The organism is Photobacterium sanguinicancri, from assembly GCF_024346675.1.
Taxonomy (GTDB): Bacteria; Pseudomonadota; Gammaproteobacteria; order Enterobacterales; family Vibrionaceae; genus Photobacterium; species Photobacterium sanguinicancri.
The window spans coordinates 189,186-203,117 of the sequence record NZ_AP024850.1 but is presented as its reverse complement, the minus strand read 5'-3'; the positions used below and the strand labels follow the sequence as shown (position 1 = coordinate 203,117).

The window sequence follows — 13,932 nt, the reverse complement described above, 5'->3', positions numbered from 1 at the left end:
GGTTACATTAACTTTCCATGTAACCTTTAGGCATCTCGATTTGCGCGACACCTGATTCAACCGCAGCAACCGCAACCGCTTTCGCTACGCGAGGTAATAAGCGTGGGTCCATTGGTTTTGGAATAATGTATTCAGGGCCAAAGCTCAAGCTCTCAACACCTGCCGCTTTTAACACTTCCGCCGGTACTGGCTCTTTCGCTAATTCGCGAATAGCCTTCACTGCGGCCAGTTTCATCTCATCGTTAATTTGGCTAGCACGTACATCCAGTGCGCCACGGAAGATGAATGGGAAACACAGTACGTTGTTCACTTGATTTGGATAATCAGAACGACCCGTACCCATGATTAAATCATCACGTACGGCGTGCGCAAGCGCAGGTTTGATTTCAGGATCTGGGTTTGAACAAGCAAATACCACGGGTTTATCTGCCATTAATTTTAATGCTTCAGGTGCCAGTAAATCAGGACCAGAAACACCCACAAAGATATCCGCCCCTTCAATCACATCTTCAAGCGTACGTTTATCTGTATTGTTAGCAAATAGTTGTTTGTATTCGTTAATATCATCACGACGTGTGTGAATAACACCTTTACGATCCAGCATGTAAATCTTCTCACGCTGTGCACCGCACTTGATGAGCATTTCCATACAAGCAACCGCGGCTGCGCCTGCACCTAGGCAGACAATCACTGACTCTTCAATCACTTTACCTTGCAGGTCTAATGCATTCAGCATACCCGCAGCAGTAACAATCGCCGTACCGTGTTGATCATCGTGGAAAACTGGCACATTACAGCGTTCAATCAGGCGTTTTTCGATTTCAAAGCAATCTGGCGCTTTAATGTCTTCAAGGTTAATACCACCAAAGGTGTCAGCGATATTAGCAACCGTATCAACAAACTCATCGATAGTACGGTGCTTCACTTCGATATCGATCGAGTCTAATCCAGCAAAACGTTTGAATAGCAGCGATTTACCTTCCATTACGGGCTTTGATGCCAATGGACCTAGGTTTCCAAGGCCAAGAATCGCAGTACCATTAGTAATAACAGCAACCATGTTGCCCTTACCCGTGTACTTGTAGACATTTTCAGCATTCTGCGCGATTTCACGCACTGGCTCAGCGACACCCGGGCTGTACGCTAGTGCTAAGTCTTCTACCGTATCGGCAGGCTTAGTCAGAGAAATAGCAGTTTTGCCTGGAACTGGGTATGCGTGGTAATGAAGCGCTTGTTGGCGAAAATCTTCAGACATGATGTTCTGGTCCTGATGATAATGGGGGTAAAAATACGATGCTGAACAATTATCTGGCGTAATAAAAAGAAGCCAGCTTAGAATTCGTGCGAGCCAGATCATATTCTATAGCGAGTCAAAATCCTAGCTCAGCTAAGCTGGTCGAGCCAATCGAATTGCGATTTTCGCTAACAATATTGAAAAAAGGGGTAGAAAGCGTGTCACAATTTTTTCATATCGGTTTTTTGTTCTAAAAACCAATAGATAGCATTACTTTTAGTGTGGTTTTAATCTGGTGAGTTTGCACATATGTAATCAGAATATTACCAGTGCGACGTGATAGTTCAGGTAGGAATAGAGATAGCAGAAAACAAAAAGGGACGCAGTAGCGTCCCTTTTGGCGGTATTTATCAAGTAAAAATTACTTACTTGTAAGCGCACCGAAACGCTTGTTGAATTTATCAATACGGCCACCAGTGCTAACTTGACGTTGCTTACCAGTGTAGAACGGGTGACATTTGTCACAAACATCAAGGTTGATGTCTTTGTTCATTGTAGAGTTAAAATCAAACGTGTTACCGCAAGAGCAACGAGCACTTACAGCTTTGTATTCTGGGTGAATACCTACTTTCATGGGGGTAACCTCAAATAAAGGCCGTGTCGCTCTCCCGATCCAAAGCCGGGCACCACACGCGTTAAAAAAATAGTTATCGCGCAAGGCGATAATTCAGGTCGCGTATAGTAATCAATCACACTACACAGATCAACTAATGATGGCTGATTCCCGAGTAAAAGTAGAATACGCCTTTTTAATGACCATCTCATCAAGCATTTGGGATACCTTGTTAGGCAAGGTACACTGCCTCTCTAATTTACGCTTAAACTAATGCGGATTTGCAGTTTACGATGACGCTCGATATAGCCAAAGTGGCACTCCCAGTACCTCTGGACAAAACGTTTGATTACCTTATAAAGCCCAATACCTACCCTGTTATTGGTGGTCGCGTTCGCGTGCCATTTGGTCGTCAGCATCTAATTGGCATTGTCGTGGCCCTGACTGACCACTCCGATTTTCCGCGAGAACAAATCAAACCACTCGGAACGGTTATCGACCGTGAAACATTATGGTCGCCAGCACTGTTTGGTCTATTAAAATGGGCGAGCCAGTATTACCAATATCCACTGGGGGATACTTTAGCTAATGCGATGCCAGCCCTATTGCGTAAAGGGCGAGAAGCCTCACCTACCGCGTTAAAAAGCTGGGCATTAACAGAGTCCGGAAAAAACCAGCCACTCACGAGCCTTAAGCGTGCTCCGCGCCAAGTACAAGTGCTTACGGTCTTGCAGCAAGGCGTAACCAGCCATGAAGCCCTGTTGGCGCAAGAGGTTAGCTCTGCGACGCTCAAAGCTTTAGTTGAAAAAGGCTGGATCGAAGAAAAAACAGAACAACCAAAGCTGAATAATTGGCTAAAACATTTTGAAGTCACCGAAGAAAAGCCGCGCTTAAATGAAGAGCAAGCCTTGGCGATTGCCACCGTCAACTGTAACCCTGATTACGGCTGTTATTTGCTAGAAGGCGTGACCGGCTCTGGAAAAACAGAAGTCTATCTTAACTTATTGGAACCCGTATTAGCGGCGGGGAAACAAGCGTTGATTTTGGTGCCAGAGATTGGCCTAACGCCACAAACCATTAATCGCTTTAAACGCCGTTTCAATGTCCCGTTAGAAACTATTCACTCAGGCTTAAATGACACCGAACGCCTATCGGCATGGCTTGCCGGACGCGATAATCAAGCAGGTATCATCATAGGTACTCGCTCGGCGCTATTCACCCCATTTGCCAACCTGGGGATTATTATTGTTGATGAAGAGCACGACCTCTCATACAAGCAACAAGACAGCTTGCGCTATCACGCCCGTGACATTGCGGTATTACGCGCCAACAAAGAAAATATCCCTGTTATTTTAGGCTCAGCAACACCTGCATTAGAAAGCCTACATAATGCCAAAACAGGTAAGTACCACCATCTCACCTTGACTCAACGTGCAGGTGTGGCACAAAAAGCCCGTCATGGTGTATTGGATATCAAAGGGCTGTACTTAGAATCAGGCCTCTCTGCACCACTGATCGCCCAAATGCGTAAACACTTGCAAGCAGGCAATCAGGTGATTTTATTTTTGAACCGTCGCGGTTTTTCCCCTGCCATCATGTGCCATGAATGTGGTTGGCTAGCCGATTGCCAACGTTGCGATATTCACTACACCTTCCACCAGCAAACAGGGGAATTACGCTGCCACCACTGTGGTGGTCAACGTCCTATCATGCCGCAGTGCGGTGGCTGTGGTTCAACGCAGCTGATCCCTGTCGGTGTCGGTACTGAACAGCTAGAGCAGCAACTGGCGACTTTATTCCCAGAATATAAAGCAGTACGGATTGACCGTGATAGTACCCGTCGTAAAGGGTCGTTAGAAAACTACCTAGAAGCGATCAAAAATAACGAATACCAAATTTTAATTGGCACCCAAATGCTCGCGAAAGGACATCATTTCCCTAACGTGACGCTGGTTGCCTTAATTGATGTCGACAGTGCATTATTCAGTAATGACTTTCGGGCGTCAGAAAGATTAGCTCAACTGTTTATCCAAGTTGCAGGCCGAGCAGGACGCGCCAGTAAACCGGGTGAGGTCATGTTACAAACGCACCACCCTGAGCATGCATTGTTGCAAGATTTATTACACAAAGGCTACGACAGCTTTGCCTCCACCGCGCTTAACGAACGTAAACAGGCATGGCTACCACCTTATACATATTTAGCCTTAATGCGGGCGGAATCGAACGACAACGACCAAGTACTACAGTTCTTGCAGCAAGTGCGAAATACCTTTGAAACCAGCCCGAGGTTCAACCAAGATGTGTGCATTATGGGACCAAATCCTGCGCCATTAGCCCGTCGAGCTGGGCGCTACCGCTGGCAGTTATTGTTGCAAACACCCGATCGAAAAACCTTGCAACAGCTACTGAATATAGCCAAGCCAATGGTGCAATTACTGCCTCTTGCCAAAAAAGTTAGGTGGTCGATAGATGTTGAGCCTCAAGATTTGACTTAAAATAGGCAATGCGAGATAGATCACATACCGAATGTAATTTATGCCATCAAAGGCATGTTTAATTTATGTAGAAATGCCTACAATAACGAGCTTGTCGGTTAAGGTATCTGCCCTTTTTGGCTATGGTCCTCCGGCAATTTTATGAGAGAAATCATAGAGAGGAAGTGCAACTATGGCGACAATGAAGGATGTTGCCCAGCTCGCCGGCGTATCAACAGCCACGGTATCTCGTGCGTTAATGAACCCGGAAAAAGTGTCGGCATCAACTCGAAAAAAAGTCGAGCAAGCTGTCATGGAGTCTGGTTATTCACCGAATTCACTAGCAAGAAATCTTCGTCGAAACGAATCCAAAACCATCGTCACTATTGTTCCAGACATTTGTGACCCTTATTTCAGTGAGCTTATTCGAGGTATCGAAGAAGCTGCAATGGAACATGGTTATTTGGTTTTATTAGGTGATAGCGGTCAACAAAAAAACCGCGAGAATTCATTCGTGAACCTTGTCTTTACCAAGCAAGCAGACGGTATGCTATTACTGGGCACCGATCTGCCGTTTGATGTCAGCAAGCCTGAACAGAAAAACCTACCACCCTTGGTAATGGCCTGCGAATATTCACCTGAACTCGAACTACCGACAGTCCAGATCGATAACCTGACAGCAGCATTTGAAGCGGTTAACTACCTCACTCAGATGGGCCATCACCGTATCGCGCAAATTTCCGGGCCAGACACAGCACCCTTGTGCCATTTTCGTTCGCAAGGCTACCAGCAAGCACTACGCCGTGCTGGTGTAGAGCTCAATCCAGCCTATACCGTAAAAGGTGACTTCTCGTTTGCCGCTGGTGCGCGCGCAGTGACAGCACTGTTGTCGCTACCAGAGCCGCCAACCGCTATCTTTAGTCACAGTGACGTGATGGCCATTGGTGCGATGCAACAAGCTAAACGATTAGGATTACGCGTTCCTCAAGACATCTCAATCGTCGGCTTTGATGATATCCAATTTGCAGAATACTGCGATCCACCATTAACCACGGTTTCACAACCACGTTATGAGATTGGTCGCCAAGCAATGTTGATGCTATTGGAGTTACTAAAAGGCAAAGATGTGCAAGCAGGTTCACGTTTACTTGATGCAAAATTGGTTATCCGAGAAAGCGCAGCACCACCACCACTGGCATAAGCCAGCGCAATAACTACTGCCAACTAGATCGTGAGCTTATCGTTTTGCGCATAAGCTCACACTTCTCACGTCAATTATCCCCCACTTTCAAGCCTAAATTGACTCTGACACTAGTCAGTATCCATCCAAGTTTGTACCATAGCGATACCGAATTCCTTGTATTGTCAGCATTGTGGCCACTAAAGATTATGTAAAGCGCGGGCGCGCGCCGAAAAAGCCAGCTAATAACCGTCGTAAAACTACTGCGACTCGTTCGTTTCCTATCAAATGGGCAGTCATTGCCGTACTTTTGGTGGGCGCTTTAGGCTATGGCTTATATTTTTTAGCGACCAGTGACCCTGCGCCAGCTCAAGCGCCAATCACCAAACCTAAGACGGTAAAACCACAAGTCGCCAAACCAGCGGTGGTAGCCCCAAAACAGACGATCAAGCCAAAAGCCGATTTACCGCCAAAACCTGAAGAGAAATGGCGCTATATCGAAGAGCTTGAAAATAAAGAAGTGAAAGTAGAAAGCAAAAAAGAGCAGAAACCAACACGCCCTTATTTAATGCAATGCGGCGCTTACCGCAGCTTAGAACAAGCAGAAGAGCGTAAAGCCATGATTGCATTCCAAGGCCTTACTAGCCAAATTAAAGTAGCACAAGGCGAAAAAGGGAAATGGCACCGCGTAATACTTGGCCCTTATCCGCAAAAACGGAAAGCGGAAAGCGATCGCAACCAATTACGCCGTGGCGGTATCGAACCTTGCGCCATTTGGTATTGGGAATGGTGATAAGCAATATATCGCCCCTATGATTTACAATAAAAAAGGATGCTACGGCATCCTTTTTTGATCACCAACGTAGCTCCCACCTTGAAATTTCCCGTCACCATCCCAAGATTAGAATGATATCGATACCGGCACTGAACGCCGGCGCAAACCAAAGAGGTTTCCCCGTGACAACTATTGTATCTGTACGTCGAAACGGAAAAGTCGTTATCGCAGGTGATGGTCAGGTCTCCCTGGGCAATACTGTGATGAAGGGTAACGCGCGCAAAGTCCGCCGTTTATATAACAATAAAGTACTGGCAGGTTTTGCTGGCGGTACTGCTGATGCATTCACTCTATTTGAGCGTTTTGAGCGTAAACTCGAGATGCACCAAGGCCACTTGCTAAAATCAGCAGTGGAACTTGCGAAAGACTGGCGTACCGACCGTGCGCTACGCAAACTTGAAGCCTTATTGGCCGTTGCCGATGAAACGGGCTCGTTAATTATCACTGGTAACGGTGACGTGGTTCAGCCTGAAAACGATCTGATTGCGATTGGTTCTGGTGGTAACTTTGCACAAGCAGCTGCGATTGCATTGCTTGAAAATACCGACCTTGGTGCACGTGAGATCGCAGAGAAATCACTCAATATTGCTGGCGACATCTGCGTATTCACCAACCATAACCACACCGTTGAAGAACTAGAGACCAAGTAAGGAAGTTGCCATGTCTGAGATGACTCCACGCGAGATTGTTCACGAACTTGATCGCCACATTATCGGCCAAGATAAAGCAAAACGCGCAGTTGCCATTGCATTGCGTAACCGCTGGCGTCGCATGCAGCTTCCAGAAGAGCTGCGTGTTGAAGTCACCCCTAAAAATATTCTAATGATCGGTCCAACGGGTGTCGGTAAAACTGAAATCGCCCGCCGTTTAGCAAAACTGGCTAATGCACCTTTCATTAAAGTCGAAGCCACTAAGTTCACGGAAGTGGGCTATGTGGGCAAAGAAGTAGAAACCATTATCCGCGACTTAACCGATGTCGCAGTGAAAATGGTTCACCAACAAGCGATGGAAAAAGTAAAATTCCGCGCAGAAGAACAAGCTGAAGACCGTATTCTCGACATTTTGTTACCACCAGCACGCGATGCGTGGGGCCAAAATGAAGAAGGCGATAACCACTCATCAACGCGTCAATCTTTCCGTAAGAAATTACGCGAAGGTAAACTAGACGACAAAGAAGTTGAAATTGATATCGCTGCGCCACAAATGGGTGTGGAAATCATGGCACCTCCGGGCATGGAAGACATGACCAACCAGCTGCAAGGCATGTTCCAAAACCTTGCGGGCAACACTTCGAAAAAGCGCAAGATGAAAATCAAAGACGCGCTGAAAGCCGCCTCTGAAGAAGAAGCCGCTAAGCTAGTAAACCAAGAAGAGCTAAAAGAACAAGCTATCTTCGCGGTTGAAAACAACGGTATCGTCTTCTTAGATGAGATCGACAAAATCTGTAAGCGTGGTGAGTCATCAGGCCCAGATGTGTCTCGTGAGGGTGTTCAGCGCGATCTACTACCACTCGTCGAAGGCAGCACAGTATCAACCAAGCACGGCATGGTAAAAACCGATCACATCCTGTTTGTTGCATCAGGTGCATTCCAAGTTGCAAAACCGTCAGACCTGATCCCTGAACTTCAAGGCCGCTTACCCATTCGTGTCGAGTTAGAACCCCTAACGAGTCACGACTTTAAACGCATCCTAACCGAGCCAAATGCCTCGCTTACGGAGCAATACCGTGCGCTGATGGAAACCGAGTCTGTCGAGATTTCATTTACTGAAGATGGCATTGATAAGCTAGCAGAAGCCGCATGGCAAGTGAATGAGCGCACGGAAAATATCGGTGCTCGTCGCTTACATACTGTGATGGAACGCTTGATGGAAGAGCTGTCTTACGATGCATCAGAAAAGTCTGGGCACGTACTGGTGATCAATGCTGATTACGTCAACGAACGCTTAGGTGAACTCGTTGAAGATGAAGATCTAAGCCGCTTCATTTTGTAGTTATCTACGCTACGACAGAGAAAAACACCGATCAACGGCGCATTTATTGCGCCGTTTTTTTTGTACCTAGATATGACCGAAAAACTATTACCGGCTTCACAAATTTTGTTCTGAAACAAACATTGTTGCGATAAATTTGCCCATCGGACGAATTGCGCCATAATAGCCACTTGATACATTGCTAAGTACGATATTATGAAATCATCTTCTTCACTCGCGATTTGGTTAGATGCAGCTCGGCCGAAAACACTTCCGCTGGCTATAGCATCCATTGTTTGTGGTAGCGCGGTGGCAGGATGGCAAGGAAGTTTTTCTGCATCAATCTCAGGGTTAGCATTACTGACTGCCCTGTTACTTCAAATTTTATCTAATCTGGCTAATGATTATGGCGACGCCATCAAAGGCACAGATAACGACGACCGTCTTGGGCCGCAGCGCGCGATTCAGTCAGGTCTTGTGACGCCACAAGCCATGCGCACTGCCATGGGCTTAAATATCGTGTTAACCGTTGCTAGCGGGCTTACATTGATCTTCTTAGCCTGTAATAACTTACAAGACATGTTCGGTTTTATGCTGCTAGGCCTGATGGCAATTGCCGCTTCAATTGCCTATACCGTAGGTAATAAACCTTATGGTTACCGTGGTTTAGGCGATTTATCAGTACTGATGTTTTTTGGTTGGCTAGGCGTTGCTGGTACCTATTACCTGCAAGCAGGGCAAATCGATTCAGTGATCATGTTACCTGCAACAGCCTGTGGTTTATTGGCTGTTGGTGTACTCAACATTAATAACCTACGTGATATCGACAACGATCGTGCCTGTGGCAAGTTAACCTTAGCCGTTCGGATGGGACCAGAATGGGGCCGTAAATATCATCTATTTTTGCTAGCCGGTAGTGTTATTTGCTTGGCGCTATTTGCCTTACTTGAAATGCACTCACCATTTGGTTGGCTATTTGTGCTTAGCGTTCCATTGCTATTTAGCCACGGTAAAAAAGTGATGCAGTCTGCCGACGGTGCCGCCCTTCGCCCTATGATGGCAACCATGGTGAAATGCGCTCTACTGACCAATATTTTGTTTGCAGCTGGTGTGATGCTCTCTTAAACGCACCCACATGGACTAACGACGAGACCGTCCCCTCAAAGTGCGTATCGTCCGTTAGTCACTTATTGCAATGCCCTTTTAGCTGGTTATACTTTCAACAAGTTAGGACAATTTCTGTGCCTGTACTGAATCCGTACTAGCCACCGAACTGACTCCTTCAGCCTTTCGCCACAACAAGAAGTGAACTTATGGAATACAACACCTCAGAGCTATGCGATATCTACCTCGATAAAGTAGATGTAGTAGAGCCTATGTTCAGCTCTTATGGCGGTCGCAGCTCGTTTGGCGGCCAAGTCTCCACAGTTAAATGTTTCGAAGACAATGCGCTGATCCATACGGTCTTAGAGCAAGACGGTGCAGGACGCGTATTACTGATTGATGGCGGGGGTTCATTACGTCGAGCACTGATCGATGCAGAACTGGCGCAATTAGCCGCTGATAACGAATGGGAAGGGATTATCGTGTATGGCAGTGTTCGCCATGTCGATGAACTTGATGAGCTCGATTTAGGCATCCACGCGTTAGCGTCTATTCCTGTCGGTGCTGACGAGCAAGGTGTGGGTGAAGTGGATGTTGCCGTTAACTTTGGTGGGGTAACCTTCTTACCAGAAGATCATATCTACGCAGATAATACTGGAGTGATCTTATCGCAAGATCCACTCGATATTGATTAACAGGGTAAACACCTGTTAACACCTTACCTGTCGCTTTCAGGCGGGTCTTTCGTACCTAGTCCTAAATAAAGCTCTCACGATGGTGAGTAACACTCCCATCGTGATCACTAGATGCAGCTCAGCTCACTGGGCTGCATGTCAAAGCCAGAGTGATACCAATCTAGATAAGATTGGTATTCAATTACTCTACGCCTTCCATTTTGCCTAGCAGGTTACGAACACGTTCTTGCCATGCGTTATGGTCATTGCGAAGTTTGTCGTTATCTTGCATCAGTTCTTCACGGCCAGAACGCAATTCTTGCGCTTCCATTGCTAAGCTATCTTTTTGTTCTTTTAGTTCTTCAATTTCCATTTGTAGCAGAGAAATTGTATCAACCGCCAACTGTACTTTTGATTCTAGCTTTTCCAACATTTCTAATGACATAAATTTCACCTGATTGTAAGGCTCGCCCCTTCGACTAAGCCTGATAAGACGCGGCACGAGCGTGTTTAATATGCGATGTTGAAATCTATTCTAACCACGCAGAGGCTATCAAGCATCCCCTATTCTAGTGCTTTTTCGCAAGTGGTTAAAAAAAGACCTATTTTGATGATATTTTTGCATACCGACGTCGCATTATTCATTTTGCCATCGGCTGTGCACCTTTGTGCAATCCTCTCACCCTGTGGCATTGAATGATATTACAATCCGACATTTATGCGAAACCAGCGCAAACCTGCATGAATAGGTAAACAGTGGAGTGTGATAATTCAGCCATCGCATGCCAAACAATGCGTAGAATTGCGATCTCAATCTATTTTCATGCAGCCTCACCATGCTACTTTTTATCTTGATCGTATCTCTCTTGGATTTATCCAAGATTTGCCTTCTCTGGCACATCCGACCTATTTTAGGTCGGATTTTTTATGCCAATTCAACAACATACCCCTAAAGTGGCATAAGCAAAATGTTGCCTTTCGCGCATTTAAATAACCATTTAGTAAAAATGAGATTTCAATCATAAAACACGCAAACGCTTGCGCGTTTACGCGTTATCATTTTCCTTTTATGCTCGAACGCACATTATTCGAACGAAAATATTTTCATAATATCGGTACACAGCACCTCGCTGTGAATAACTATAAAAACGATACCCCTACAACATATCGATAAAAGGACTGAAAGATGACCAACTCAAAACAACACACCCTCCTCGGAGAGTGTATCGCTGAGTTTATAGGAACAGGTTTGCTGATCTTCTTCGGCGTCGGATGTGTCGCAGCCCTTGTATTAACAGGTGCAGAATTCGGCCAGTGGGAAGTCAGTATTATGTGGGGCTTCGGTGTCGCGCTTGCTATCTACTGTACAGCAGGCGTATCCGGTGCTCATATCAACCCAGCAGTCACCATCGCACTTGCACTCTTCCACGGCTTTGATAAACGCAAAGTCGGCCCGTACATTGTGGCCCAAGTACTTGGTGCTTTCTGTTCGGCGGCACTTATCTACGCACTTTACAGCAACCTCTTTACCGAATTCGAAGCCGCAAATCAGATCGTCCGAGGCAGTGAAGCCAGCCTAGCAACCGCAGGTATTTTCTCAACTTACCCTCATGCAGCCCTGTCTTTTAGCGGTGCATTTGCGGTTGAGTTCGTGATCACAGCGGTACTGATGTTTGCCATTCTAGCGATTGGTGATGATAAGAACGGTGCACCACGTGGCGCTATGGGCCCTCTACTGATTGGTATTTTAATCGCAATTATCGGTGGTTCTTTAGGTCCACTAACTGGTTTTGCGATGAACCCAGCTCGTGACTTTGGCCCTAAGTTCTTTGCCTTCATGGCGGGATGGGGTGACATGGCACTGACTGGCGGTAAAGATATTCCATATATGATAGTGCCAATACTGGCGCCTATCTTCGGCGCATGTTTTGGTGGCTGGTTGTACCCGAAAGTGATTGGTACTTACCTGCCAGGCAACAACTGCACCCTACCAAATAAATGCGAAGGCGATAGCGAACAAGAAACAGCCAATGCTTAATCGCATCAGCATGAAACGAACATAAAAATAGGATGCCAGCTCGACCCAGCGTCTGTGGTCGGGCTGAAGATAGCGTCCATCTCTACTACCCTATAAAAATACATCGAGGAAAATGTTATGACCACTGAGCAAAAGTACATTGTTGCACTTGATCAGGGTACGACTAGTTCCCGCGCGGTTGTGTTAGACCACAACGCCAACATCGTCTGCTCTTCTCAACGTGAATTCACCCAGATTTATCCAAAAGCAGGCTGGGTTGAGCACGATCCTCTTGAGATCTATGCAACGCAAAGTTCAACCTTAGTGGAAGTACTTGCCAAAGCAGGCATCCGCTCAGACCAAGTCGCGGGTATTGGTATCACCAACCAACGTGAAACCACCATTGTTTGGGATAAAAACACCGGTAAGCCTGTTTACAATGCGATTGTATGGCAATGCCGCCGTACTGCTGATATTTGTGAAGGCCTGAAAGGTGAAGGACTAGAAGAGTACATCCGTGAAAACACTGGCCTGGTGGTCGACCCGTATTTCTCTGGCACCAAAATTAAATGGATTCTGGATAATGTAGAAGGCGCACGTGAAGAAGCAGAAGCCGGTAATCTACTCTTTGGTACCGTTGATACTTGGCTGATCTGGAAGATGACTCAAGGACGTGTTCACGTTACTGATTACACCAATGCTTCACGTACTATGGTGTTTAACATCAACACCCTACAATGGGATGAAAAACTGCTGAAAGCTTTAGATATTCCACTGTCTATGATGCCTGAAGTGAAACCCTCTTCTCAAGTGTACGGCCAAACTAACATTGGTGGTAAAGGCGGTACGCGTATTCCAATCTCTGGTATTGCAGGTGACCAACAAGCCGCACTATTTGGCCAAATGTGTGTTGAACAAGGTCAAGCGAAAAACACCTACGGTACGGGCTGTTTCTTGCTAATGAACACAGGCAAAGAAAAAGTGACCTCGCACAATGGTCTATTGACGACGCTAGCCTGTGGCCCTAAAGGTGACGTGGCTTACGCACTCGAAGGCGCCGTCTTTATGGGTGGCGCATCCGTACAGTGGCTACGCGATGAAGTGAAACTGCTGAGTGATGCGAGCGACTCTGAATACTTTGCAGAAAAAGTCGGCAGTGCTAACGGCGTATACGTCGTACCTGCATTTACGGGCTTAGGTGCACCTTACTGGGACCCGTATGCTCGTGGGGCAATTGTTGGCCTAACGCGTGGTGTTAACTCTAACCACATTATTCGTGCAACGCTGGAAAGTGTGGCTTACCAAACACGTGATGTATTGGACGCTATGCAAGCGGACTCGGGTATCAAACTAGCCAGCCTACGTGTTGATGGCGGCGCGGTAGCCAATAACTTCTTAATGCAGTTCCAATCAGATATCCTCGACACTGAGGTACACCGTCCGGTTGTAACGGAAGTAACAGCACTGGGTGCTGCGTACTTAGCTGGCCTTGCCGTTGGCTTCTGGGACAGCATTGATGAGCTAAAAGACAAAGCAGTGCTAGATCGTAACTTCCTACCTTGTGCCAACGACAAGAAACGTGAACGCCGCTACCGTGGCTGGCAACGTGCGGTTGAATGTGCAAAAGGCTGGGCAATCGATGAAGACTACGATGACGAGTAACGAGTGATCATTAACTCTCTCAGAGGTTCACCCTTCAAAAAAGGTCTGCACTAGCAGACCTTTTCTTTGTCATTTCAATTCAATTGTTTTCTTTTCATCGTCTTTTAAGCAATCACACCGCCATCAATCAAACAGAATATTCAACAACACCCACCTCACCAGTTTTCA

12 protein-coding genes are annotated in these 13,932 nt (G+C 46.4%); 9 read left to right on the top strand and 3 right to left on the bottom strand.

Going from position 1 to position 13,932, the window contains the following annotated elements; genetic code table 11:
* Positions 1-7: 7 nt before the first annotated feature.
* Together OCU87_RS00965 and rpmE are read right to left on the bottom strand one after the other, a co-directional pair.
* A complete protein-coding gene (locus tag OCU87_RS00965; protein ID WP_062688347.1) occupies positions 8-1,255 on the bottom strand; it encodes a malic enzyme-like NAD(P)-binding protein in 1,248 nt (415 codons plus the stop codon).
* 400 nt (positions 1,256-1,655) lie between these two features.
* Positions 1,656-1,868: a 50S ribosomal protein L31 gene (gene rpmE / locus OCU87_RS00960; protein WP_062688346.1), complete on the bottom strand. Its 213-nt coding sequence runs from the start codon at positions 1,866-1,868 to the stop codon at positions 1,656-1,658.
* A 272-nt stretch (positions 1,869-2,140) separates the two neighbouring features.
* Here rpmE and priA point away from each other — a divergent pair, with 272 nt between their 5' ends.
* The 7 genes from priA to rraA all read left to right on the top strand — a co-directional run bounded on the left by priA (position 2,141) and on the right by rraA (position 10,106).
* Positions 2,141-4,342, top strand: a complete 2,202-nt coding sequence (priA, locus tag OCU87_RS00955) for a primosomal protein N' (protein ID WP_261857680.1) — start codon at positions 2,141-2,143, stop codon at positions 4,340-4,342.
* Positions 4,343-4,514: 172 nt separating this feature from the next.
* On the top strand, positions 4,515-5,522 hold the full coding sequence (gene cytR / locus OCU87_RS00950; RefSeq protein WP_094957561.1) for a DNA-binding transcriptional regulator CytR: 1,008 nt from the start codon (positions 4,515-4,517) through the stop codon (positions 5,520-5,522).
* A gap of 172 nt (positions 5,523-5,694) precedes the next feature.
* Entirely contained in the window at positions 5,695-6,294 is a 600-nt protein-coding gene (locus OCU87_RS00945) for an SPOR domain-containing protein (RefSeq protein WP_261857679.1), read from the top strand.
* 164 nt (positions 6,295-6,458) lie between these two features.
* Positions 6,459-6,986, top strand: coding sequence for an ATP-dependent protease subunit HslV (hslV, locus tag OCU87_RS00940; RefSeq protein WP_062688340.1), 528 nt, complete (start codon positions 6,459-6,461; stop codon positions 6,984-6,986).
* A gap of 10 nt (positions 6,987-6,996) precedes the next feature.
* Positions 6,997-8,328: an HslU--HslV peptidase ATPase subunit gene (gene hslU, locus OCU87_RS00935; RefSeq protein WP_062688338.1), complete on the top strand. Its 1,332-nt coding sequence runs from the start codon at positions 6,997-6,999 to the stop codon at positions 8,326-8,328.
* Positions 8,329-8,523: 195 nt separating this feature from the next.
* The gene (locus OCU87_RS00930; RefSeq protein WP_094957563.1) at positions 8,524-9,432 is read left to right on the top strand and encodes a 1,4-dihydroxy-2-naphthoate polyprenyltransferase; all 909 of its coding nucleotides are present in this window, start codon (positions 8,524-8,526) and stop codon (positions 9,430-9,432) included.
* Between the two features lie 188 nt (positions 9,433-9,620).
* Positions 9,621-10,106 (top strand): ribonuclease E activity regulator RraA, encoded by a 486-nt coding sequence (gene rraA, locus OCU87_RS00925; protein WP_062688336.1) that lies wholly within the window; start codon positions 9,621-9,623, stop codon positions 10,104-10,106.
* Between the two features lie 181 nt (positions 10,107-10,287).
* Here rraA and zapB read toward each other — a convergent pair whose 3' ends face one another.
* Positions 10,288-10,530 (bottom strand): cell division protein ZapB, encoded by a 243-nt coding sequence (zapB, locus tag OCU87_RS00920; RefSeq protein WP_062688334.1) that lies wholly within the window; start codon positions 10,528-10,530, stop codon positions 10,288-10,290.
* A gap of 741 nt (positions 10,531-11,271) precedes the next feature.
* On the opposite strand from zapB, the gene OCU87_RS00915 reads away from it, so the two are divergent.
* Together OCU87_RS00915 and glpK are read left to right on the top strand one after the other, a co-directional pair.
* The gene (locus tag OCU87_RS00915) at positions 11,272-12,123 is read left to right on the top strand and encodes an MIP/aquaporin family protein (protein ID WP_062688333.1); all 852 of its coding nucleotides are present in this window, start codon (positions 11,272-11,274) and stop codon (positions 12,121-12,123) included.
* 117 nt (positions 12,124-12,240) lie between these two features.
* Positions 12,241-13,764, top strand: coding sequence for a glycerol kinase GlpK (glpK, locus tag OCU87_RS00910; protein WP_062688331.1), 1,524 nt, complete (start codon positions 12,241-12,243; stop codon positions 13,762-13,764).
* Positions 13,765-13,932: the final 168 nt, after the last annotated feature.